At 45.5% G+C, this 24,977-nt stretch carries 17 protein-coding genes and 6 tRNA genes; 18 read left to right on the top strand and 5 right to left on the bottom strand.

Annotated elements, in window-relative coordinates; genetic code table 11:
* Window positions 1-183 precede the first annotated feature (183 nt).
* The 10 genes from L5M28_RS08540 to L5M28_RS08585 all read left to right on the top strand — a co-directional run bounded on the left by L5M28_RS08540 (window position 184) and on the right by L5M28_RS08585 (window position 7,433).
* Window positions 184-2,181 (top strand): methyl-accepting chemotaxis protein, encoded by a 1,998-nt coding sequence (locus L5M28_RS08540; protein ID WP_263203082.1) that lies wholly within the window; start codon window positions 184-186, stop codon window positions 2,179-2,181.
* Between the two features lie 178 nt (window positions 2,182-2,359).
* A tRNA-Ser gene (locus tag L5M28_RS08545) sits at window positions 2,360-2,450 on the top strand.
* Window positions 2,451-2,921: 471 nt separating this feature from the next.
* Window positions 2,922-3,012 (top strand) — tRNA-Ser (locus L5M28_RS08550).
* Between the two features lie 479 nt (window positions 3,013-3,491).
* Window positions 3,492-4,136, top strand: coding sequence for a UvrY/SirA/GacA family response regulator transcription factor (gene uvrY, locus L5M28_RS08555; RefSeq protein WP_006082070.1), 645 nt, complete (start codon window positions 3,492-3,494; stop codon window positions 4,134-4,136).
* A gap of 103 nt (window positions 4,137-4,239) precedes the next feature.
* Window positions 4,240-6,069 carry an excinuclease ABC subunit UvrC gene (gene uvrC, locus L5M28_RS08560; RefSeq protein ID WP_263203084.1) on the top strand — a complete coding sequence of 610 codons (1,830 nt, stop codon included), beginning with the start codon at window positions 4,240-4,242 and terminating at the stop codon, window positions 6,067-6,069.
* A 47-nt stretch (window positions 6,070-6,116) separates the two neighbouring features.
* On the top strand, window positions 6,117-6,665 hold the full coding sequence (pgsA, locus tag L5M28_RS08565) for a CDP-diacylglycerol--glycerol-3-phosphate 3-phosphatidyltransferase (RefSeq protein ID WP_028759642.1): 549 nt from the start codon (window positions 6,117-6,119) through the stop codon (window positions 6,663-6,665).
* A 214-nt stretch (window positions 6,666-6,879) separates the two neighbouring features.
* Window positions 6,880-6,955, top strand: a tRNA-Gly gene (locus L5M28_RS08570).
* A gap of 44 nt (window positions 6,956-6,999) precedes the next feature.
* A tRNA-Cys gene (locus L5M28_RS08575) sits at window positions 7,000-7,073 on the top strand.
* A 49-nt stretch (window positions 7,074-7,122) separates the two neighbouring features.
* Window positions 7,123-7,209 (top strand) — tRNA-Leu (locus L5M28_RS08580).
* A gap of 137 nt (window positions 7,210-7,346) precedes the next feature.
* Window positions 7,347-7,433, top strand: a tRNA-Leu gene (locus L5M28_RS08585).
* 466 nt (window positions 7,434-7,899) lie between these two features.
* Here L5M28_RS08585 and L5M28_RS08590 read toward each other — a convergent pair.
* Both L5M28_RS08590 and pepE read right to left on the bottom strand, forming a co-directional pair.
* Window positions 7,900-9,483: a glucan biosynthesis protein G gene (locus L5M28_RS08590; RefSeq protein ID WP_242068355.1), complete on the bottom strand. Its 1,584-nt coding sequence runs from the start codon at window positions 9,481-9,483 to the stop codon at window positions 7,900-7,902.
* Window positions 9,484-9,935: 452 nt separating this feature from the next.
* On the bottom strand, window positions 9,936-10,649 hold the full coding sequence (gene pepE / locus L5M28_RS08595; RefSeq protein WP_263181478.1) for a dipeptidase PepE: 714 nt from the start codon (window positions 10,647-10,649) through the stop codon (window positions 9,936-9,938).
* A 435-nt stretch (window positions 10,650-11,084) separates the two neighbouring features.
* On the opposite strand from pepE, the gene htpX reads away from it, so the two are divergent.
* Window positions 11,085-11,948, top strand: coding sequence for a protease HtpX (gene htpX, locus L5M28_RS08600; protein ID WP_006082065.1), 864 nt, complete (start codon window positions 11,085-11,087; stop codon window positions 11,946-11,948).
* A gap of 109 nt (window positions 11,949-12,057) precedes the next feature.
* Here htpX and L5M28_RS08605 read toward each other — a convergent pair whose 3' ends face one another.
* Window positions 12,058-13,011, bottom strand: a complete 954-nt coding sequence (locus L5M28_RS08605; protein WP_263203086.1) for a LysR family transcriptional regulator ArgP — start codon at window positions 13,009-13,011, stop codon at window positions 12,058-12,060.
* A 125-nt stretch (window positions 13,012-13,136) separates the two neighbouring features.
* Here L5M28_RS08605 and L5M28_RS08610 point away from each other — a divergent pair, with 125 nt between their 5' ends.
* Complete coding sequence (locus L5M28_RS08610) at window positions 13,137-13,754, top strand: LysE/ArgO family amino acid transporter (protein WP_028759646.1); 618 nt, start codon at window positions 13,137-13,139, stop codon at window positions 13,752-13,754.
* Window positions 13,755-13,998: 244 nt separating this feature from the next.
* Here the strand turns inward: L5M28_RS08610 and bcp are convergent, their stop codons facing one another.
* Entirely contained in the window at window positions 13,999-14,466 is a 468-nt protein-coding gene (gene bcp / locus L5M28_RS08615; protein ID WP_113940881.1) for a thioredoxin-dependent thiol peroxidase, read from the bottom strand.
* A gap of 3 nt (window positions 14,467-14,469) precedes the next feature.
* Window positions 14,470-15,021 carry a glycine cleavage system protein R gene (locus tag L5M28_RS08620; protein ID WP_028759648.1) on the bottom strand — a complete coding sequence of 184 codons (552 nt, stop codon included), beginning with the start codon at window positions 15,019-15,021 and terminating at the stop codon, window positions 14,470-14,472.
* A 172-nt stretch (window positions 15,022-15,193) separates the two neighbouring features.
* On the opposite strand from L5M28_RS08620, the gene dapA reads away from it, so the two are divergent.
* From dapA to L5M28_RS08650, 6 genes are all read left to right on the top strand, one after another.
* Entirely contained in the window at window positions 15,194-16,078 is an 885-nt protein-coding gene (dapA, locus tag L5M28_RS08625; RefSeq protein ID WP_131523286.1) for a 4-hydroxy-tetrahydrodipicolinate synthase, read from the top strand.
* Window positions 16,079-16,081: 3 nt separating this feature from the next.
* The gene (gene bamC / locus L5M28_RS08630) at window positions 16,082-17,179 is read left to right on the top strand and encodes an outer membrane protein assembly factor BamC (protein ID WP_263203088.1); all 1,098 of its coding nucleotides are present in this window, start codon (window positions 16,082-16,084) and stop codon (window positions 17,177-17,179) included.
* A 368-nt stretch (window positions 17,180-17,547) separates the two neighbouring features.
* Window positions 17,548-18,630, top strand: a complete 1,083-nt coding sequence (locus tag L5M28_RS08635; protein WP_263203089.1) for an efflux RND transporter periplasmic adaptor subunit — start codon at window positions 17,548-17,550, stop codon at window positions 18,628-18,630.
* Window positions 18,627-21,722 carry an efflux RND transporter permease subunit gene (locus tag L5M28_RS08640; protein ID WP_263203091.1) on the top strand — a complete coding sequence of 1,032 codons (3,096 nt, stop codon included), beginning with the start codon at window positions 18,627-18,629 and terminating at the stop codon, window positions 21,720-21,722. The genes L5M28_RS08635 and L5M28_RS08640 overlap by 4 nt, the downstream gene beginning before the upstream one ends.
* A gap of 181 nt (window positions 21,723-21,903) precedes the next feature.
* On the top strand, window positions 21,904-23,817 hold the full coding sequence (gene htpG / locus L5M28_RS08645) for a molecular chaperone HtpG (protein ID WP_263196297.1): 1,914 nt from the start codon (window positions 21,904-21,906) through the stop codon (window positions 23,815-23,817).
* Window positions 23,818-24,001: 184 nt separating this feature from the next.
* On the top strand, window positions 24,002-24,865 hold the full coding sequence (locus tag L5M28_RS08650) for a co-chaperone YbbN (protein ID WP_263203092.1): 864 nt from the start codon (window positions 24,002-24,004) through the stop codon (window positions 24,863-24,865).
* Window positions 24,866-24,977: the final 112 nt, after the last annotated feature.

Below are 24,977 nucleotides of genomic sequence, written 5' to 3' on the forward strand. Positions count from 1 at the left end.
TTAATGGGCTTTTTTATCCGCGCTTCTCGTTTATGGTCTACACTAAGTTTGTGGCCAAGTTAATGGTTTTTATGGTCTTTAAAATTTGCACTAGGATGGTGCGACGTATGATTCTCGACAGTCTTGGATCATACGGCCGAACAATTCTCCCATCTGGGTGACTTATTTTAAGTAGAGAAAGCTATGTTGTTACCTACACGTATTTCGCAGCGGCTCACAATGGGTAGCGTAGTGCTGCTTCTACTGACTGGGCTCGCGGTTTTTGGTGTGATGTCACTTCGAGGGCAGCCTCGAGTGGTGGCGGCGAGTCAACAGTTAATTGAGCAAACCGGTAGCAGTATAGTGAGGCAACTCGCCCTTAAGTTGGCAAGCATTGAGGGGATTACTTTAAGCCTTGCACACCTCGCCGAAGTGTTGCCCCACGAGCAAGCTCTTTATCTTAACTCCTTACCTAATTTGATTGATAACAATGGCGATCTCACTATCGCTGGCGGTGGGATCTGGCCTGAGCCAGATAAATTCGTCGCTGGGAGTATCCGCCACAGTTTTTTCTGGGCCCGTGGTAGCGATAATCTACTGGCTTATTCGGATGACTATAATGCGCCATCTGGCCTTGGGTATCATAATGATCCTTGGTATACGGGCGCGCGGACTAGCTCAGTATCTCAATGTTTATGGTCAGAGGCTTATCAAGATCCGGTTACAAAGGTGGCTATGGTGACATGCAGTGTGCCATATCGTCTCACGGGGACATTTGCAGGGGTCGCAACGATAGATTTAAAACTTGATGATTTAGCCAAATTTTTAACAGAACATGGCAATGTGACTGACGGTTATGCTTTTGCTTTAGATCAAGCAGGTAATATCTTACATTTTCCTGAAACGAATAAGTCCGACACTTTGTTACGTTTTACGGATCTCGTCGGGCAGTTACCTTGGCTCTCCCCCGTTGAAGCTGCACTTAAGCAAACCTCAATCAACAAAGTGGTGTCTGTAAGCTTAAATAAGGATGGAAGACTTAATCAGGCGAGTGAGGTGAGTCTTTTTGTTATGCCTGATACCGGATGGGTGATTGGCCTTGTGACGCCTAAAACGCGAGTCACAGGGCTTGCCCGTGAGCTGACATTTGATATTCTATTGTTTTTATTACCATTACTCGCCATTTTACTTTCACTGGCTTGGTTATCGGGTAAAAAACTGTTGGCGCAACTTGAGGAAACCACAGATCAAATTGCTTCCCTTGGGAGCGGTAGTTTGGGGGCGAATGTTGAGCTGCAAATTCAGCGAGATGATGAGATTGGCGCTTTGCGCCGGGCCGTAAACACCTATGCAGGGACGTTAAGGGCAATGTTAGATCTGATCACTCAAGAAGCGAAGAAAATTCAATTTGAGGCAACGCAATTAAGCGGACTTAGCCGTAAGTTAGCTCAGCGCGCAGAGCAACAGCGGCTGGAGAGTGCACAATTAGCCGCTGCGATAACGCAAATGTCTTCAAGCGCTATGGAAGTTGCGAATAATACCAATGATTGTGCTGCAACTGCGCAATCGTCTTTGATTGTAGTGCGAGAAGGGCAAACCCGTGTTGCAGCCAGCAATACTTCCATCGAGGCATTATCAGGAGAAATTGCCAACGCAACTAAGGTGATATCCCAATTGGCCCAAGACAGTCAAAAGGTGGGCGCTGTATTAGATGTGATTAAGGCGATTTCTGAGCAGACTAATTTGCTCGCTCTCAATGCGGCAATTGAGGCGGCTAGAGCGGGCGATCAGGGTCGTGGTTTTGCTGTCGTTGCTGATGAAGTTCGAACCCTTGCGGGGCGAACTCAAGATTCGGCCAATGAAATTAGTACCATGATTAACGCTTTGCAATCGGCTTCGCGGCTCGCTGTGCAAGCAATGCAAGCTGGGGAGTCCCGCACTGTCCATGCGGTTACGGAGGCTGAGGGCGCTGCCAATTCTCTATCGAGTACCGTACAAAGTTTCGATGATATTTCACAGCGTGCCCAACAAATCGCGTTAGCTGCTCGGCAGCAAAGCCAAGTCACTCAAGAAATTAATGAGTTGGCGGTGCGAATAAATAGCATCAGTGAAGATAACTCTCTCGATGCAACGGCGCTTGATGTGTTAAGCCTTGAGATGCAGAAACTATCTGACCGTTTAATCAATATCAATCGAGCTTAGTCTTAATATAGTGTGAAGTGTGCCACCTTAAAATGGCGCTTCAACAGACAAGGGTGTCAAAGATAAGTTGAATAACGCGATATTTTTAAGCGGATTGGATGTAGATTGACCATGTAGATTGCTTCTTTAAATTAAGGGTTTACAGCAGAGTAGTAGATAGCTATTATCTCGCTCGTTCGGAGGGGTGGCAGAGTGGTTTAATGCACCGGTCTTGAAAACCGGCGTGGGTTTATAGCCCACCCAGGGTTCAAATCCCTGCTCCTCCGCCATATTTAGTCAAAATGCCGCTAAGCAATTAGCGGCATTTTGCATTCATACAGTTTGAACCCTAGGGTTCTTGATTTGAAGCGCAGCTCCTCCGCTATATTCACGGAAAAGGCCATCAGTAATGATGGCCTTTTTTGTTTGTGCAATTTGAACCAAGGTTCCTCATTCTAAGTTCAGCTCCTGCGACATATTTAGTCAAAATGCCGCTAAGCAATTAGCGGCATTTTGCATTCATATCGTTTGAACCCTTGGGTTCCTGATTTGAAGCGCAGCTTCTGTGCCATATTCACGGGAAAGGCCATCTGCAATGATGGCCTTTCTTGTTTGTGCAATTTTCATTTCAATTTTCTCATCCTAAGTCCTTTGTTGTTCACGGCTTTCGATTTAAGTGAATATGAAATAGTCAATCAACGCTATTAACCATAAATTTAAGTTTACAGTGGCGACAGAGATAGCTATTATCTCGCTCGTTAGGAGGGGTGGCAGAGTGGTTTAATGCACCGGTCTTGAAAACCGGCGTGGGTTTATAGCCCACCCAGGGTTCAAATCCCTGCTCCTCCGCCATATTTTACAAAAAAGGCCATGTTTATTCATGGCCTTTTTTGTGTGTGAAATTTGAACTAGGGTTCTCCATTCTAAGCGCAGTTCTTACGCCTTTTTGCATTTAAGCTATTTAAAAACCTTAGGTTCCTGATTCTAAGCGTATCTCTTCTGCTATATTCACGTGAAAGGCTATCATTAATGATGGCCTTTTTGTTTTTCTTGAACTGAAAAATTGCCTATATTTGCTGGATACTTTTATATCGATTTAACAGGGATTTTAGGCTGGTCATTCTGGGGTTATTGCTTCGTTTTTAAACGCTTTTTATTGGTATGCTATTCTGGAATCCTTCCTTTAAATATCATCTAGTTAACAATGTTGAATTTATGCTTTGCGAAATGGGGTTGTTGGGCTAAATTAGCCCTATGAACTCGTTATCCGTTTGCCACGTTGCTTTTTCTAACACACGGTTCGAGCTGTAAATTGTAAAAGGTGGGTTAAGTTGATTTCGATATATTTGGTTGACGATCATGAGCTTGTGAGAACTGGGATCCGCCGCATCTTGGAAGATGAACGTGGGATCAAAGTCGTGGGCGAAGCCCCTGATGGTGAGACTGCGGTGCAGTGGGCTCGCCAGAATGAAGCGGATGTGATCTTAATGGATATGAATATGCCTGGAATGGGCGGATTGGAAGCCACTCGAAAAATTTTACGATATCAACCCCATGCAAAAATTATTGTATTAACTGTACACACGGAAGATCCGTTCCCAAGTAAGGTGATGCAGGCTGGCGCTTCGGGCTATTTAACAAAAGGAGCAACGCCACCAGAAGTATTGCAAGCGATACGTCAGGTCTCTCGCGGACAACGTTATTTGTCCCCAGAAATTGCCCAACAGATGGCGCTGAGTCAGTTTAATCCTGCCGATGAAAACCCGTTTAAGTCTTTGTCCGAGCGCGAGTTACAGATCATGTTGATGATCACCAATGGCGAGAAGGTTAACGATATTTCTGAGCAACTGAACTTAAGTCCTAAAACCGTTAACAGTTACCGTTATCGTTTATTTGCTAAGCTGGGGATCAGTGGTGATGTCGAACTAACGCGGTTAGCTATTCGCTATAAGATGTTGGATGCTGGCCATTTTTAATGGAAAGTGGATTGCGTTGGTCGATGACTTTAATCTAGCGAGTTCTTGGGTTATATGTTCTTATGTTGTTTGTGTTAAGTCTCCAAAACTGTGGGTGTGAATGATGTCTAATGAATTTAACGCCCAAAGTTTCTTACGTACTGTTTCATCCTCTGCTGGGGTTTATCGCATGTATGACGTCAAGAATGACGTCATTTATGTGGGTAAAGCCAAAGATCTTAAAAAACGGCTCACCTCGTATTTTCGTAAAAACCTCGGTAATGTTAAGACCCAAGCCTTAGTTTCACATATTCACCATATTGATGTGACGCTGACCCACAGTGAAACAGATGCTCTGTTGCTTGAGAATGATTACATCAAGCAATACATGCCAAAATACAATGTGTTATTGCGTGATGACAAATCTTATCCTTACATCTTATTAAGCCAGCACGAACATCCAAGGCTCGCCTATCATCGCGGTCCGCAGCGGGAAAAAGGCCACTATTTTGGTCCTTATCCCAATGGCGGTGCTGTGCGTGAAAGCCTGCATTTGATGCAGAAGCTGTTTCCTATTCGTCAATGTGACGATCTTTACTACAAATCGCGCTCACGCCCTTGTTTGCAATATCAACTGTCTCGCTGTAGTGCGCCCTGCGTGGGCAAAGTCAGTAACGCTGATTATGATGAGCAAGTGAAATTAGCCAGCCTGTTTTTAAAGGGGAAAGATCAGCAAGTGATCAGCGCCTTGGTTGATAAAATGGAACTTGCGGCCGAGCAGCAGGCCTATGAACAGGCTGCACGATTTCGCGATCAGATCATGGCGCTGCGTAAAGTTGCCGAGCAACAGGAAGTCTCTAATAATAAAGGTGATATGGATGTTATTGGGGTGCATTATGCGTCGGGCATCGCCTGTTTTCACCTGCTATTTATCCGCGAAGGTAAAATTTTTGGCAGTCGTAGTTATTATCCTTCAGTGCCGGCCCAAACTGATATGGATGAAGTGCTGAGATCCTTTATTCTACAGTTTTATTTAAATGCAGATATTCAACGCACTATTCCAAAAGAAGTGGTGATTAGCCATAGTTTTGAAGAATTACATGAACTTGAAGCGGCGATTTCAGAGGCGCTAGATAAAAAGTTTTCGATTAAGACCAATGTTCGCGCCGACAGGGCGAGCTTCTTACGTTTAGCCGTGACTAATGCGACGAATGCAGTGGTTACGCGCCTATCCCATAAGAACACCGTCGAACAGCGTTTTGTGTTACTCGAAGAAATCTTAGAGTTGAGTGGGCCTATCCAGCGGATGGAATGTTTCGATATCAGTCATACCATGGGGGAGAGCACCGTTGCCTCCTGTGTGGTATTTAATCGAGAAGGGCCGCATAAAGGCGAGTATCGTCGTTATAATATCGAGGGTATTACACCGGGTGATGATTATGCGGCAATGAAGCAAGCGGTAAGTCGCCGTTTCGATAAGATTGAGGCAGGCGGTAAAATCCCTGACATTCTGTTTATCGATGGTGGACTCGGGCAGTTGCGTATTGCCCAAAAGATAGTGGATGAAAAGTTTGTTCATTTGGATAAAGCGCCGCAGCTTATTGGGGTGGCGAAAGGTGAGGGCCGTAAACCTGGGCTTGAAACCTTGATCTTAGGGGATACCGAAACCAGCTTTTCCCTCGAAGGGGATTCGCCAGCACTGCACCTTATCCAACATATTCGTGATGAATCCCATCGATTTGCAATCACTGGCCACCGTAACCGTCGCCAGAAAACCCGTAATACTTCAACACTGGAATCGATTCCTGGTATTGGTCCTAAACGTCGTAAAGCTTTGTTACAGCATTTAGGAGGCTTGCAGGAAGTGAAAGGGGCAAGTGTGGCGGAATTAGTCAAAGTACCAGGGATCAGCATAGAAATGGCACAAACCATTCATGATGCATTGCGAGGGTGATAAAATTAAGGCAAGATTGGCGCTGCTTTTGACTAACTGGTTTGATCATGCCGTTTAACTTACCTATAGCATTAACTCTTTTCAGGCTTTTTTTACTGCCCATTTTTGTGGTGCTGTTTTATTTACCCTATGACTGGACCCCTTTTGTTGCCGCATTTACCTTTTGGCTCGCGGCGTTAACGGATGCATTAGATGGTTATGCTGCCCGTAAATTGAAACAATTAACTCGTTTTGGCGCTTTTCTAGACCCAGTCGCTGATAAGTTGATGGTGATTACAGCTTTAGTTTTGTTGGTCGATCAATACGCGAATATCTGGTTGACATTGCCCGCCCTGTTTATGATTGGTCGTGAGATTGTCATTTCAGCGTTGAGGGAATGGATGGCTGAAATTGGTAAACGTGGTACTGTCGCCGTGTCTTGGATTGGTAAATATAAGACGGCTGCGCAAATGGTGGCAATTATTGGGCTGATTTGGCAATACAATCCTTTAATGACGAATGCCGCATTTGTACTGTTATATATCGCCGCTGTATTAACGTTTTGGTCAATGATGAGTTACATTTTAGCCGCTTGGAAAGATCTTACCGCTGAATAGTGCAATAAAAAATCAAAGAGATTATTTAGTGTGCAAGCAGTAAGTTATCGATAAAACAGCGGTTGACACTGGGTGGTAAATCGGTAGAATGCCACCCCGTAGACAAGAGGCAATGTGCAAACAAAGTCTTAACGTTATCAAATATTGATGTTTGATATTAGCTAGGTAATAAAGTGAAATGCTTTGTTTATTTGAGTGAATAGTAAAACAAGATGCGACATTAGCTCAGTTGGTAGAGCGATACCTTGCCAAGGTATAGGTCATCGGTTCGAACCCGATATGTCGCTCCAATATTTTTAAAGTCTAATTCTACTCAACATGAGTTAGCAACTATGGCGCGATGGCAGAATGGCTATGCTGCGGATTGCAAATCCGTCGATCTCGGTTCGACTCCGGGTCGCGCCTCCATAGATTAAAGTATTAATGACACGATTCCCGTCGTTAATATCAAGAGTTTGCCCGAGTGGTGGAATCGGTAGACACAAGGGATTTAAAATCCCTCGCTGGTAACAGCGTGCCAGTTCAAGTCTGGCCTCGGGTACCATTATTTTGATAGTGATGGTAAAAATAAAGTCAGAATCTTCAATAGGCTTTATTAAATAGATTTATTAGTGTTAAGTGTTAATGATGTAGAGTTAATAATATTTTTGACATGATTCCCGTCATGAATATTCAGCGTTTGCCCGAGTGGTGGAATCGGTAGACACAAGGGATTTAAAATCCCTCGCTGGTAACAGCGTGCCAGTTCAAGTCTGGCCTCGGGTACCAAAAAAGAAAAAGCCTCGATATTTATATCGAGGCTTTTTTGCATTTAGATTTCTACTTTTAGTCGGCATTCTTCGTGAGGGGTTTAAGGTCAAACTTGACTGACGCACTTAACTTACTGCTTACTTTAGTTCGCAGAGGTCCTTGCGGCGACGCACATCAGGAGAGGCTAATAACCCTAAAATCACACAATAGTGCTACGTTTTAAGCTGATAGTGTCATTTTGAAGTAAGCCAGCAGTTATGCTGGCAGAGAAGTCGAGCGATAAGGTATGGGATTATGTTTGCTGAAAAGCAGGTCGTGAGTTTTTAGCCTTGGCTTGTTCTATTTATGCTAGAGATAAAACCTATAAATAGTAAGCCTATAAATAAAATCCTAGGTATAAAAAAGCGCCAGTAAAAACTGGCGCTTTTATTCATTTACTCGGTCAGTTTATGCTTGTTAGACAGTGATACTAGTGAATATTAGCTTATTGCCAATCATCGCTATTCCAGCGGTACAGCCAAGTCGCTGCAAGTGGTTTATCGTCTTTCTTAAGCTGTATTCTCAGTTCGGCTACATTGGTACTTTCTGGTTCGAAGCTGATAAATACTCGAGCGCCATTGATGTCTGGGTGGGCGACAATCCGAGACGACAGGATTTTACCTTTGCTGATGCTGGCATCGATGATAATTTTATCAATATCTTGCGGCTTGATGTTACTGAAATCGATAAGTAATTCTTTGCCTTTTGCTAAGACTTGCCCCTTAGTACTGCGGACAACACGTGCTTTTGACGCCGTAGAAGGGCTGTCGTTTGAGGCCGTTATGCGATAGGAGTATTTATAGGGCTGATCCTTTTTCAGTCCGCCTTGCGGCTCCCAATAGGCAACTATGTTGTCGTTGGTTTCAGCATTAGAGGGAATTTCAAGCAACACCAGTTGGCCTTTGCCCCAATCATTGAGGGGTTCAATCCATGCTGAAGGTCGAAGTTGATAGTTTGCACTCAGATCTTGATAGTCTTCAAATTTACGATGGCGCTGGATAAGACCAAACCCCTTTATATCTTCATCGCCAAAAGCACTGATCTGCAGTTTGTTAGGATTATTTAATGGGCGCCATAGGCGTTCGCCATTACCGCGATCGATTTGTAGGCCATCGGAGTTATGTACTTGTGGGCGGTAATCGGGTTTATCTGAGTTATCGAGTCCGCCAAAGAGGAACATAGAGGTCAGCGGTGCAAGACCCACATGCTGGATATCTTTGCGTGGGAATAAGGTTACATCCACTTCGACACGTGATGGTGAACCGGGATAAATACCAAAACGATAGGCGCCAGTGACACTTTGGCTATCTAGCAGAGCATGAACCACGATTGCCGTCTGATATTTAGATGGGCGCTCAACCCAGAAACGCTTAAACAGGGGATATTCTTCACCTTTTGGCTGGGCGACATCAATCGCTAAACCACGATTAGATAAGCCATAGGTTTGCCCTTTAGAGAGCACGCGAAAATAGCTTGCACCTTGAAACATGATGAATTCATCTTTTATTTCATCATCATTGATAGGGTAATGTAAACGCACACCCGCGTATTGGCCCACTTGAGTGATGAGTTTTTCAATGGTGTCGTTAGGGACATCGAACGAAGCTTCTGTTAGCTCAATTGGAATAGCTTTGCTGTTTTCGACCACGTCGATATCGACAAGGTTTTTATAGAGAAAGCCTGGAGCAAAAAGTTGTACCGAAAATTTGGTCGGTGTTCCACCCCAAATCGCGGCATTTTCTTGGTAATTGATTTTGCCATAGGTCGCGAAATCGAGATCAACCAGTTCTTTAGGTGCTTTTTTCGCTTCTTTAAATGGTTTTTGCGACAGTTGTTGAGCGAGTTCAATAACTGTGTCTTGGGAGAATTTTTTAGATTTCTTCTCTGGTGCAGGCGTTGGTGTTGTCTCTGCCGCTGCGGCATTGACGTTGTTTATGCCGACGACATAGACGATGGCGGTCAAGATGACAAAAGGTAGTTTTTTGAGTAATGCCGGATAACCGGTAGGGTAATTCATCATAAGATTCATTCGCAAAATGGAAACTCCTTACTAAAATGACGCTGATTCATAGGCACAATGTATGCTTCAGTCTATCTAATCCCTAAATATTAATAACTTGTCTGCTATAAAATCCTCAGTCGTGGGATTCGAGTAGCTGAGGTGAGGGATAATTTTACCTGCGTAGCTAGAGATTTGTAACATAAATTATGCTTGGCGCTACTTTAGGTGCCGTTCTCAATACTTTGCGGTGTGATTTTACGATAAGTAATCGTAATTGGTACTGCAGTAAAAACTGTCTTGGCTGAGCTAACACTGTTCTCATTGAATTCAGTGGCGTTTTTACACAAAATTGGCGCAGTTGAATCGAGAGTGTTAATTAAAAGCTTACAATATCAAATGGTTAATCTTAATTATTGCTAATGAGTGATTCAGGCTCACGGTGTTAACTGTGAGCCCATTTAGATATGCTAACGTGGATATTAGGACTTGAGTAAGTGCGATAGGTCACTGCCCACAGGAATTAGGATCTCTTGCTGCTCACCACAGAATAAATACGCAGGTTTGTCACCTAAGAGTGATAGTGTGTCTCCTTGTCGCCACAAAGCTGAGCCTTCAACTATGCCGATCACTGGGGTTAATGGGTCGACTTTAGTGAATTCTAATAACCGTTGGGCACGGGTTTCACCATTGTGGCCCGGTGCTTGGTAATTGGAATAGTGTGGATTGAGCTGGAACGGCACTAAGTTTAATGCGTTGAACGAAGGCGGTTCGATGATCGGCATATCATTAGTGGTGCGAATACTCAGTCCCGATACGTTTGAACCCGCGCTCCAGCCGATATAAGGTTTACCAAGGGCGACTTGCTCACGAATAAGCGCGACCAGATCATAATGATATAGTTGGTGTAACAGGTGAAAGGTGTTACCCCCACCGATTAAAATTCCATCGGCATCTTTTATTGCTTGTTTAGGGTCTGGATGCTGATGAATGCCACTGATATCGAGTTCAAGCTCAGCTAGCCCAGTCACGACAGACGCTAAATAAGTGTCATAACTCATGCTAATCCCTGCATAGGGGATAAAAATCCATTTTTGTGCGTTGGCGGTAAGCGGTTTAATAAAAGGGATCGCGTGGGCAAGATAAGACGTATCACCGACACGAGAGCTGCTCAGTAGTAGGGCGTTGATTGTCATTTTGTATCCTGAAATCTCGGAGTGTATTGGTATGTTAACAAAGATTAATTCCGATAAACATACAGAGTTAAAGCAGAATTGCGCCATAGCACGGCTAGCGGTGGTGTTTTTCAAGATAGTGATCCCCACCAAGATGGAGCGTTCTGGGCATTCTACTTCTGTGTGGTATCAATGCAAAAGTCAGAGATTGATGCGCCTTGAATTAAAGCTCTCAGAACGCGATGAAACTTGTATCTTGAGGTTGCTTGGGCATAAGTTTAAGTTTCGATTAATATACTTTCCCTAGACTCTCGGCCATGAAAGGCAGTGTCTATATACGAGAAAAATAACCTATTTTAAAAACTCTTTTCTTTTACCACTTGAATTTCGATGATTTGGACATATTATGTCTTTGAACAAAGTTAAATGGCCTATTCTTGCCCTAAAGGAGCTGAAATGAAGCGTATATTTCTATTGATTGCGACTAACCTAGCTGTGTTGCTAGTAGCCTCAATTGTGATGTCTATTCTAGGCGTGAACACGTCTACTATGGGTGGACTGCTGGTGTTCGCTGCCATTTTTGGATTCGGTGGGGCCTTTATCAGCTTAGCCATTTCAAAATGGATGGCGAAAAAGACCATGGGTTGTGAAGTCATCACTACCCCACGTGACAGTACCGAACGTTGGTTAGTGGAGACGGTTGCCCGTCAAGCTAAGCAAGCGGGGATTAAAATGCCAGAAGTGGCGATTTATCAATCGCCTGACATGAATGCGTTCGCTACTGGTCCAAGTAAAGACAATTCATTAGTGGCTGTGAGTACGGGTCTGTTATATGGCATGAGCCAAGATGAAATTGAAGGTGTATTAGCCCACGAAGTGAGCCACGTTGCTAACGGTGACATGGTGACCTTGACACTGATCCAAGGTGTGGTTAACACGTTCGTGATCTTCGCGGCCCGTGTGGTTGCTGGCATTATCAACAACTTCGTGTCGAGCAATGATGAAGAAGGCGAAGGTTTAGGCATGTTTGCTTACATGGCCGTTGTTTTCGTATTGGATATGTTATTCGGTATCTTGGCTTCAATCATCGTCGCTTACTTCTCACGTATTCGTGAGTACAAAGCCGATGAAGGCGCGGCCCGTTTAGCGGGTAAAGGCAAGATGATTGCTGCGCTTGAGCGTTTACGCCAAGGCCCTGAAAGTACGGCTATGCCTGCACAAATGTCAGCCTTCGGTATTAACGGCAAACGTTCAATGGCAGAAATGATGATGAGTCATCCTCCATTAGAGAAACGTATTGCTGCGTTAAGAGCGAGCTAATAAAGAGTGAGTTAACTCTTAAATGTTAAATGTGAGTGCTTAAGATTCACTTGATATTAGATTGAAGGCTTTTAACATCGGGCTCAAACTTTGGTTTGAGCCCGATTTTTTATGCCTGCAGCAAATTATGCTGCGCGGTTGCCGCAAGGGCACGGTAAACCAGTGTCGTTTGTTTTGCTTTGATATTCCAATGCTGCCAAAACAGCGGCACGCGCATGCGCCGTTCAGGGGTGATCTCAATCAGTATCCCTTTATCGATTAATGGTTTAGCTTGTAAATGCCCAACGAGCCCATAACCTAAACTCAAGTTAATCGCTTCTAAAAAGCTCTCGGAAGAGGGGATAGTATGTTGCCACCATTGCCCTGGCGTCATATTGAAATACTGGGCGAGAAACTTCTCATGCAACTTATCTTTGGTGGAGAACACTACTGCAGGCGCCTTTGCTAACTGAGCTTGGTTGATGGTGTTGAATGACGAGGTGTTACTAAATGGTAAGGTTCCGCTAAATGATGGAGTATCGCTCAGATCGCTAAAATAGCGTGCGGCAAATTCGGGCGTGGCCACACACAAATATTCCATGGTGCCTAAAAACTCACTGCTGCAACCCGCCATCGGCACTTCGGTTGTGGTGACACATCCGACCGCTTCACCATTTTTCAATAGATGATGGGTGTAAGACTCATCATCGACAATTAATTCCAATAACCAAGCGTGGCGACTGAACATGCCTGCTAGCGCAGGTAAAAACCACGTGGCCAAACTGTCGGCATTTACAGCGATGCGCACTGTGGTTGGATGGTTGGGATCGTCGGCGTCCATCTCAGCTCTTAATTCACTTTCGAGTAATTGTACCTGTGAATAGTGACGCAGCAGGCGCTTACCTGTGGGCGTTGCGACCACAGGATTGGAGCGAATAAGCAGTGACTGACCGACTTTTTCTTCAAGTTGTCGAATGCGCTGTGATACAGCCGACTGGGTGATGTGCAGCACTTTGGCTGCGCGGTCGAAACCGCCTTCCGAGACCACAACGGCGAGCGCTTTGAGATTCGCGTATTCCAGCATAGTCATCCTCAAATGAGTGTGTTTGGACCATTATTAATTTTACTTATGATACATAAAAAACATTAGTTATATTAATTTTGTTGTTTTGACTATGCTAGCGCCTTCTTTGAACATGAGAGGTGGTTATGCAAGCGGCATTTATACAGGGTATGGGGATTGGTGGGAGTTTGATTATTGCTGTGGGCGCGCAAAATGCCTTTGTGCTCAAGCAAGGCATCAAGCGCTCATACCCGTTACCGATTGCCTTGCTCTGCTCTATTATTGATGCGCTGATGATCACTGCGGGTGTCGCGGGGCTAGGACATATTATTGAGTCGTTTCCCACTATTAAGCATGTGGCGAGTTTCGGTGGTGCTGCGTTTCTACTCTGGTATGGTGCGAATGCGCTAAAGGCGTCGTTTGTGGCTAAGGGCATTGAGATGGATCAGGCCGATAATGCGGATACATTTAAGAAAGCCGTACTGACGACGCTTGGGATCAGTTTACTTAATCCGCATTTGTATCTTGATACTGTGGTGTTGCTCGGCAGCATTAGCACTCAATTTGATGATTTCGATCGGCCTTGGTTTGGCGCGGGTGCCGTACTGGCATCATTTATTTGGTTTTTTGGCTTAAGTTTTGGTGCGCGTTTGTTAGCGCCTATTTTTACTCGCCCAGCGGCATGGCGTTATCTTGACCGTTTTATTTGGTTAACCATGTGGAGCATTGCCGCTGCGATTATTTGGCCCTATGTGGCAGGATAACCGGTGTTGGGATGCCATAGAATACGGGCATAGCTGAATACTTTTGCGGTTTTTTTGCTCGGTTAGAACGTATCTTGTGATATGAAAGTGAAAATTTTTCATGAAAAAGGTCCTGATTTCAGGACCTTTTCGTTATCGATTGCCGATTATTTATTCAGGCTACCAAGATCAACTGACAACGTTTACACTTTTGTGCCGATTAAAGCAGCAGCTTGAAGCCTTGTATTCGTCGTCATATTAGTCATTAACCCGCGATTTGCGCGAGTACGACTTCATGGTGATCTTTGGTTTTAAACTTATCGAATACGTGGGCGATGGTGCCGTCGGTATTGATAAGGAAGCTTAATCTGTGGATGCCATCATAGGTTTTTCCCATGAATTTCTTTTCACCCCAGACCCCAAAAGCGTCGGCGACACTGTGGTCTTCATCGCTCAGCAAAGTGAAGTTGAGTGCTTGTTTCTCTGCAAATTTAGCCAGTTTAGCCACAGGATCTGGGCTAATGCCAAATACAGTGACATTATGACTATCGAGCTCGGCTTTACTGTCACGCAGACCGCAGGCTTGAACTGTGCAACCCGGCGTTGATGCTTTCGGGTAAAAATACACTAAAACAGGGCCTTGCTTAAGGCTGTCTGCCAGTGATACTGAGTTACCATGTTGATCTTGCAGTGTAAAGTGAGGCGCTTTTGCCCCAGCCGTTAAGGTATTCATCTATTATCCTCTGTCCTCTAAGATGGCAGTGCCTTCCATACGACGAATAGTACAATCTAAGGTCATATCTTGGGCGAGCTGATAGATACTCTGTTCGAGCTTTTCTAGTTCAACTTTTTCAGGAATATTAATGGTTAGCGACACATTTTGTGTTTGTTCACCACCGGGGAGTTCCTCAGAGAATGAACGTACTGCGGCAAGATCTAATGACCTGTCAGCAAGGAACTGGGTAATGCGTTTAATGGTGCCGCGTTGGTCTTTACCCGTGAAGCGTACTTCGAGGCGAGAAAGGTAGTTTTGTGGTGTGTGTTTAGAGGTGCGTTTCATCACCGTCAGCAGTTCTAATTCAACGCTGAGACTGGGGAACATACTTTCAATTTTCGTTATTGATGCCCACGAGCCAGACAACATCATAATCAGGGTAAATTCGTTACCAAATAATGCCATACGGCTGTCGACGATATCGCAGTCACAGTCACTGGCAAGTCGAGCTAGTTTACTTACAAGTCCAGGACGGTCGAGACCCATCGCTGTTACGACCAGGAAATTGGTCATGAATTTTCCTCACTTTTTCGATATCATAGAGCGAAAACTCAGGGTTAAAGCTGAGTTTTTGTGCGGGATGTAATGCTACCATAACTAATTCAATTTGAGAGCCCCGTTAATGCTTGTCATTAGTGGTTGGCATCAGTACCATAGCGAATCCTGAAATCTTGGGGAAAGTCAGATGATAAACGGAAGCATCGTAGCCTTAATCACGCCAATGAACAGTGATGGCTCAGTAGATTTTGCAAGTCTTGAAAGGTTAGTCGAATTCCATATTGACCAAGGCACAGATGCCATTGTGGCCGTTGGTACTACTGGCGAGTCAGCGACTCTGCCTATGCCTGAGCATGTAGCGGTCGTTTCACAAACCGTTAAATTTGCTGCGGGACGTGTTCCTGTCATTGGTGGCAATGGCGCCAATGCCACATCTGAAGCCGTTGAGCTCACCAAGTCCTTATCTAAGGTGGGTGTTGCCGCTATGCTTGGCGTAACGCCATATTATAATAAGCCAACGCCTAAGGGATTGATTGCGCATTATAAAGCCGTGGCCGCTAGCACAGATATTCCACAAATTCTTTATAATGTTCCAGGTCGTACTGCCGTTGATATGCTGCCAGAAACTGTTGCCGAGCTTGTTAGCGTAAGCAACATTATTGGTGTAAAAGAGGCGACCGGTGACTTATCCCGTGTAAAACGTCTGCGCGAACTGTGCGGCGATGATTTCCTCTTGTATAGCGGTGATGATGCCACTGCCAGAGAGTTTTTACTCTTAGGTGGAAATGGCGTAATTTCTGTTGCTAACAACATAGTACCAAAGGCTTTTAAAGCTATGTGTGATGCGGCGCTCGCGGGCCATGCCGAGCTGGCTCAGAGCATAGATACCCCGCTGCGCGGTTTGTATAGCACACTGTTTTGTGAAGCCAACCCTATCCCAGTAAAATGGGCTGCCCATCGTATGGGTTTGATTGAATGTGGCCATATTCGTTTACCTTTGACTGAACTTTCTGAGCAATGTCATGGTCTGTTGATAGAAGCAATGACTCGTGCCCAGATAGAGGTTAAATAATTAATGTTAAAGAAAGTCACTCCACTGATCTTAGTTGCTGCTGTTGCAGCCTGTAGTTCGCCACTTGATCGCCGCCAAGCGAATGGTACTGAAGACTATGTTCAGGCCGAGCAAGCGCCTTTGCTTAAGATCCCCGCGGGATTAAAAACGCCACCCTACAATAAAGAATTCGATGTACCAGCACTGGGTTCTAAAGTGAATGCTTCGCTGTATGGCAAAAACTTAGATATCCGTCCGCCACTGCAAGTACTGCCAATGGCGGAAGGTACTCATGTGGAAGAGGGCAGTGACAACATTAAAATCGTAGTTGAATCCATAGACAATGCTGTGGATTTGAAACAAGAAATCTTCACAAACTTAGATGGTTTCTTTGCTCAAAAAGGTATTGCTGTTCGTAGCCGTGATTTTGACAAAGGCAACGTAGAAACCGATTGGATTGAAAGCCGTGAAGTGATTGAATCGAGCATGTGGGGTGCGGATAAAGTTTATCTATTGCGCCAACGCTATCGTTTTGACGTGGAAACGCGTCCACATGGTCGCACTGCCAATATCGTTATTCACTTAGTTGAACACGAAGAGTTCTACGACGATAAAGCGCAACAAGTTTTATTAAGCGGTGAAGATAAGCAAAGATACACTATTGATATGCTGAACAGCGCCATTGCGTATATCAGCGTTAAGCGCGACCAAGCGATCCAATCGAATCGTTTGAAGCAAACCTTAGGTATTAATGTTGATCTCGTAACGCCTGAAGAAGGTAAAGCTTACTGGTCTGCTAAAGCCTCTTACAAGCAAGTGTGGGATCGTCTACGCATAGTGCTACCAGAAATGGGCTTTGAAATTGCCGATATGGATAGTGCTAAAGGATTGTACTTTATCAAGTTTGACGATAACTCTGGTTTCTGGAGTTCATTGTGGGGCGAAGATAAGTTAGCACTGAAAGAAGGTAGCTACCGTTTACTGCTTGAAGATGGTGATACTCCAGAAGAAACGAAAATCTTCCTTCGCGATAACGAAGATCAGCCATTAAGCGATGAAGTAGTTAGTAATGTGTACCAGTCACTGTCAAACCTGATGAAAGAAGAACGTCAAATACGTTAATTTCAGCAGTTGACTAGAAAAGGGCGAATTATCGCCCTTTTTTATTGGCTGCGATTTGAGTTTTAAGCTGGGAGTTGTCGATTATCTAGGCGATCTGTGTTTCAGGATTTAATTATCTATATACCAATTTTTTTCAAATGGTTTTAGTGATAAATGTTGATTTAGTGGTGATAAGTAAAATTAATCACTTAACAACCTTGTTATCGTACTGCATTCTGGCAACTCAACCATTGATATCGCCAAAGACACTTAATCATACATATTTTGCGCTATCAGCGTAATTTGTAAGAAAAAGTAAAACGTATTGATGCGATGATGTGAGTGAGTAAACTAGCCGTCATTAATGCGAGTCATTCCTTGGAAGCCCGATGAAAAAAATTATTCTAATAATCGCCCTATTGGCCGCGGCATGGTTTGGATACCAAGCCATGCAACCGCAAGAGATTGCTGCAGCCCAGATTAAACTCATACCTAATGTAGTGATTGCCACTGCCGCTATGGCGCCCATTCGCGATGAAGTTGAAGCTATTGGTAGCAATAAAGCCACAGAATCTGTAACGATAACGCCTAAAGTTACCGACATGGTGATAGCGCTTAAATTTGACGACGGCGATATCGTTAAAAAGGGCGAGTTATTAGTCCAACTGCAAAATGCTGAGCAGATCGCTAAGGTTAAAGCCGCGCAAGTCAAAGTCAGTGATAATCAACGTGAATTAGCTCGGATCAGTTCGTTGGTGACTAGCCGCACTGTGGCCGAGTTAGAACGCGACAGATTACAAACCCTTATTGATACCACCCGTGCCGAGCTCGAACAGGCGCAATCATCACTCAATGATCGCAGTATTCTGGCACCTTTTAATGGTCGTTTAGGCTTACGTCAAATCAGTGTCGGCAGCTTAGTGTCACCCGGCACTGTGATTACGACATTGGATGATATTTCTACCATTAAGCTCGATTTTTCAGTGCCAGAGCGCTTTATTCAAGATTTAGAGCCAGGTAAAAAGGTGGAAGCCAAAGCGGTCGCTTTCCCTGATGCGACTTTCAAAGGTGTGGTGACATCGATTGATAGCCGCGTGAATCCAACCACGCGCACAGTGATCGTTCGCGCCGAAATCCCCAATCCTGAGCTGCGTTTATTACCGGGCATGTTGATGAAGGTCAAACTCATCAAGCGTAGCCGCGAGGCCTTGATGTTGCCTGAATCTGCCATTATCCCGATCCAAAACAGCCATTATGTTTACAGCGTCAATGCTGACAAGGTGATTGAACGTAAACAAGTCACTATTGGGATTCGCACCCGTGGCTGGGTGGAGATCTTAGACGGTTTAGCCTTGGGCGAAAACGTGGTGATCCGCGGCTTACTGAAAGTTCATCCTGGGGATAAAGTGCAAACTGAGTTCGCGGAAAAGTTTAGTTATCTTGCCGATACGAACGCGGAGCCAAGTGTATGATCCTTACTGATCTCTCGGTCAAACGTCCCGTATTTGCCTCAGTGATCAGCTTGCTGCTGGTCGCTTTCGGGCTTGTCTCCTTTGATAAATTACCCCTGCGTGAATACCCAAACATAGATCCGCCAGTGGTATCTATCGACACGAATTACCGCGGTGCCAGTGCTGCCGTGGTGGAAAGCCGCATTACCCAATTGATTGAAGACAGGATCAGTGGCGTCGAAGGCATTCGTCACGTGAGTTCATCGAGCAGTGATGGCCGCTCATCAGTTACCTTAGAGTTTGATATTAGTCGTAATATTGAAGATGCAGCTAACGATGTGCGCGACAGGATCTCAGGTTTACTCGACAATTTACCCGATGAAGCTGATCCCCCAGAAGTACAAAAGGCCAATGGCAGTGATGAAGTGATCATGTGGCTCAATCTTGTGTCAGATCAAATGACGACCCTAGAATTGACCGATTACACCAACCGTTATTTGTCGGACCGCTTTTCGGTGGTCGATGGTGTGGCGCGGATGCGTATTGGTGGCGGTAAGGTTTACGCCATGCGCGTTTGGCTTGACAGACAAGCCTTGGCCTCTCGCAGTTTAACGGTTGCCGATGTTGAGGCCGCGCTCAGAGCTGAGAACGTCGAGTTACCTGCAGGTTCGATAGAGTCGAAGGAGCGGCACTTTACAGTGCGACTGGAGCGGGGTTATCGCACTGCCGAAGATTTCGCAAACTTAGTGATCACCCAAGGGGAAGACGGTTATTTAGTCAAACTGAGCGATGTCGCGCGGGTGGAAATTGGCTCTGATGAAGAGCGGATTATGTTCCGTGGCAACAAAGAGGCAATGATAGGTTTAGGCGTGTCTAAACAGTCAACCGCCAATACGTTAGAAGTGGCGCGCGCAGTGAACGCGCTGGTTGACAAAATCAACCCGACCTTGCCAGCGGGCATGTCGATTAAACGCAGTTACGATAGCTCAGTGTTTATCGAAGCCTCGATTAAAGAAGTGTATCAAACCCTGTTCACTGCGATGATTTTAGTGATTATCGTGATTTATTTGTTCCTTGGCAGTGTGCGCGCTATGTTGATCCCCGCGATCACTGTGCCAGTGTCTCTGCTCGGCACCTTTATTGTGCTATATGCGCTAGGTTATACCATTAACCTCTTGACCTTATTGGCGATGATCCTCGCCATCGGTATGGTGGTGGATGATGCGATTGTGATGCTGGAAAACATTCATAGACGTATCGAAGAAGGAGATTCACCACTCAAAGCTGCTTTTCTCGGTGCGCGTGAAGTGGCTTTTGCTGTTATCGCGACCACACTCGTGTTGGTCGCGGTCTTTATGCCAATCACTTTCCTTGAGGGTGATTTAGGTAAACTCTTTAAAGAGTTTGCCGTGACCATGAGTGCGGCCGTGCTGTTCTCTAGCCTAGTGGCGCTCACACTCACGCCCATGATGTGCTCTAAGTTGCTTAAGCCGAGCTCGCAGGATTCTTGGTTGGTACGTAAGGTCGACGGCATAATGACAAAAGTGTCAAACCGGTATCAATTGTCCTTAAAATCCGCCATGGCTCACCCGATATTGGTGTCGATTCTGGTGTTAGTCGCATTAGGCTCTAGTGTCTATTTAGTCCAAAAAGTACCGCAAGAATTTGCGCCACAGGAAGACCGTGGTTCGTTATTCTTGATGGTCAACGGGCCACAGGGCGCGAGTTACGAATACATAGAATCCTATATGAATGAAGTGGAAAACCGCTTGATGCCATTGGTCGAAACGGGTGATATCAAACGTCTGCTCATTCGTGCCCCCCGTGGCTTTGGCCGCGCGGCGGATTTCTCTAACGGTATGGCAATCATAGTACTGGAAGATTGGGGCAAACGTCGTCCAGTAAAGGAAGTTATCGTCGACATTAATAAGCGTCTTGCCAATCTCGCCGGGGTGCAAGCGTTCCCTGTAATGCGCCAAGCCTTTGGTCGCGGCGTAGGTAAACCTGTGCAATTTGTGATTGGTGGACCTAGCTACGAAGATCTTGCCCGCTGGCGCGATATCATGATGCAAAAGGCGGCACAGAATCCCAAATTATTGGGATTAGATCATGATTATAAAGAGACTAAGCCTCAACTTCGTGTCGTCATCGACAGAGACAGAGCGGCGAGCCTTGGAGTGTCGATTTCAAATATTGGCCGTACGTTGGAATCCATGTTGGGCTCACGCTTAGTGACGACGTTTATGCGTGACGGTGAAGAATACGATGTGATCGTTGAAGGCGAGCGCGATAATCAAAATACGGCGGCGGATCTGCAAAATATCTATGTTCGATCCGAGCGCAGTCAGGAGCTTATTCCGCTGTCTAACTTAGTGACTGTGGAGGAGTTTGCCGACGCCAGTTCGCTGAACCGTTACAACCGTATGCGCGCGATCACCATAGAAGCCAGTTTGGAAGATGGTTATAGTCTAGGTGAAGCCCTTGATTATATGAATCAATTGGCGCGTACCTATTTACCAGCGGAAGCGGTGATTAGCTACAAGGGCCAATCCCTCGATTATCAAGAGTCGGGTAGCTCTATGTACTTCGTATTCATCCTCGCACTGGGGATTGTATTCCTCGTGCTTGCGGCGCAGTTTGAGAGTTATATCCACCCTGTGGTGATCATGCTTACTGTGCCGCTGGCTACCGTCGGTGCATTAATTGGTTTGTGGCTTACGGGGCAGAGTCTTAATATTTACAGTCAGATAGGCATTATTATGCTGGTCGGGTTAGCCGCGAAAAATGGCATCTTGATTGTCGAGTTTGCTAACCAATTGCGGGATAAAGGCGTTGATTTTGATAAGGCCATTATCCAAGCGTCAGCGCAGCGGTTACGGCCTATCTTAATGACAGGGATCACCACTGCTGCTGGCGCCGTGCCATTGGTATTGGCGGTAGGCGCGGGTGCTGAAACTCGTTTTGTGATTGGTGTAGTGGTGTTGTCGGGGATTTTACTGGCAACCTTATTCACTATCTTCGTGATCCCCGCCGCTTATGGACTCTTTGCCCGCAACAGCGGATCGCCCGAAGCTATCGCCCAACAGTTAGAAAAAGAATTAGCCCAAGACTAACGCCTCGTGCAGGTTGATGTTGAAAGCATACATATAGGCGCTTGGTATTCATCAAGCGCCTTATTTTTCGCCATTCGAACCTCGTTTTAGCCCTTGCCCTTGAAAAGCAAATTTGGAGCCCCATTTAGTAAACACTAAGCGTTACTTTTACCAAATTGCGTAACAAATAAAGGAAAATTTCATGTCACAACAAGAAACTCATGGTTTTCAAACAGAAGTCAAACAGCTGTTGCATTTGATGATCCATTCTTTGTATTCCAACAAAGAAATTTTCTTGCGTGAACTGGTCTCCAACGCTGCGGATGCGGCGGACAAGCTGCGTTATCTGGCGTTGACCAATGACGCACTCTATGAAGGCGACGGTGAACTGCGAGTCCGTATCAGTGCCGATAAAGAGAAAGGCACTGTGACCATCGAAGACAACGGCGTGGGTATGACCCGCGACGGTGTGATTGAGCATTTAGGCACAATCGCGAAATCAGGCACCGCGGATTTCTTTAAGAATCTATCGGGCGAATCCTCAAAGGATTCACAGTTAATCGGTCAGTTCGGTGTCGGTTTCTATTCGGCTTTTATCGTGGCGAAAAAAGTCACTGTTCGCACTCGCGCTGCCGGTCATAAGGCCGATGAAGCCGTATTGTGGGAATCAGAAGGCGAGGGTAACTTCACCGTTGATACCATCACTAAGGCGAGCCGTGGTACTGAAATTACGCTGCACCTGCGTGACGAAGAAAAAGAATTTGCCGATGATTGGCGCCTGCGTTCGATCATCACTAAATACTCAGATCATATCTCTGTGCCAGTCGAAATGTGGCAAGAAGGTTCGCCAGAGCGTGATGGTCCTGATGGCGAAAAAATTCCTGCGACCGAAGGTCAATGGAAAGTCATGAACAAAGCCACGGCTTTGTGGATGCGCAATAAAGCTGACATCAGTGATGAAGAGTATCAAGAGTTTTACAAACACATTTCCCACGATTACACCGACGCACTACTGTGGAGTCATAATCGGGTAGAAGGTAAGCAAGAATACACTAACCTATTGTATATTCCTGCAAAAGCGCCTTGGGATATGTGGAATCGCGACCGTAAACACGGCCTAAAACTGTTTGTGCAACGTGTGTTCATCATGGATGACGCCGAGCAATTTATGCCATCTTATCTGCGCTTCGTGCAGGGCTTAATTGACTCAAACGATCTGCCGCTGAACGTATCCCGCGAAATTCTGCAGGATAACCACGTGACCAAAGCGATGCGTACTGGTATCACCAAACGTGTGCTTGGCATGCTGGAAAAACTGGCGAAAGACGATGCGGAAAAATATCAACAGTTCTGGGCTGAATTTGGGCAAGTGCTGAAAGAAGGGCCTGCGGAAGATTTCGCCAACCGTGAGCGTATTGCTGGCTTATTGCGTTTTGCCTCGACCCACACGGGCAGTGCTGCGCCGACTGTGTCACTTGATGACTACATCAGCCGCATGAAAGAAGGTCAAACTAAGATTTACTACATTGTTGCCGACAGCCATGAAGCCGCCGCTAACAGCCCACATTTAGAGTTGTTACGTAAGAAAGGCATTGAAGTCTTACTGATGTCAGAGCGTATCGACGAGTGGCTAATCAACCACTTAACTGAGTACAAAGAGAAACAACTGCACTCAGTGACCCGTGGTGATTTAGAACTTGGCGAGCTGGAAGATGCATCTGAAAAAGAAGCGCAAGAAAAGCTTGAGCAAGAATCGGTAGCTTTAGTTGAACGCATTAAAGCGGCATTAGGCTCAACCGTTGCGGATGTGAAAGTCACGTCACGCTTAACTGACACCCCAGCCTGTGTGGTGGCGGGTGAAGGCGAAATGTCGACTCAGATGATCAAGCTGATGCAAGCTGCGGGTCAACCTGTGCCAGAAGTGAAGCCGACATTTGAGATCAACCCAGCGCACCCATTAGTATCGCGCTTAAATGATCTTCAAGATGAAGCCGTCTTCGCGGATTGGTCAAATCTGCTGCTGCAACAGGCGCAATTATCTGAAAAAGGTAGCCTTGCGGACCCATCGGCCTTTATCAAGCTGATGAACCAAATGTTACTGGCTAACATGAAGTAAATGACTATCGGGGCCCTTCTTTGAACGGCCCCGATATTGTTTCTAGTGCAGGAAGAGTGGTTTGCGCCTAGCCTGTCACTCAATCCGTTAGCGGTAAGACTCGATTTTAAGACTTGGTTCTAACGCTTAGTTTTAAAAGAATAAGGCCTCCCATGATAGAGGCCTTAAATGTTAAGGGAATACTATGGATAATATCCTCAGTCTGACTAAAGACAATATTCAGCAAGTGGTTGACGCCTCGATGCAACAGATCGTGGTGTTAGCATTTTGGGCTCAGCCGCAGGAACAAAGTGTGGCTATGCTGCACACCTTAGAGCAAATTGCCGCGCAAAATGCGGGTCGATTCGTGCTCGCAAAAGTTGACTGTGAAGCCGAATTAGAAATTGCCAATTACTTTCGCATTCAAAGTCTACCGACCACGTTAGTATTGGATAAAGGTCAGCCTGTAGATGGTTTTGCTGGCCTGCAAGATGCGGCGCAAGTCACGGCTATGCTGGATAAATATTTACCGCCTATGTGGCAGTTACAGTTAGCACAGGCAAAAGCATTACTCGCCCTGAGTCAAGTTAGCGCAGAGGATCTTGCTACTGCGGCTGTGTTGCTTAAAGAAGCACATACAGGGTCAAATCAAGCGGGTGAGGTGAGTCTAGTGCTTGCCGATGTGTATCTGATGCAGGGCGAATTAGTGTTAGCACAAGCCATGCTTGAGAAGGTAGGGCTTGCTGACCAAGATGGTTACTACCAGAGTTTAAAAGCTAAGCTCGCACTTGCCTTAGATGCGGCGGATACCCCTGAAATTCGCGATTTGCAGCAAAAGTTTGAGCAAAATCCAACAGATTTAGTGTTATTACTCGAGCTGAGTAAGGCATTGCATGCTGCCCACCGCGATGATGAAGCATTAGAACTATTATTCGGTGTGCTCAGTAAAGATTTAGGTGCTGAAAATGGCACAGTAAAACAAGTATTTATGGAAGTATTAACGGCACTTGGCCAAGGTAATCCCATAGCCAATCAATACCGCCGTAAGCTCTATACTTTGCTCTATTAATGAAAAAAATCGCTTAGTAACCGCAGTTTATTTGCGGTTTCTGAGGCTAAAGTCGAAGCTAAAACCCTTCTCAATGGCGGCCAGATGTGCGAAGATCGCCGCCCTAAGAAGA

Source organism: Shewanella sp. SW32 (assembly GCF_025653365.1).
GTDB classification, from domain to species: Bacteria; Pseudomonadota; Gammaproteobacteria; order Enterobacterales; family Shewanellaceae; genus Shewanella; species Shewanella oncorhynchi.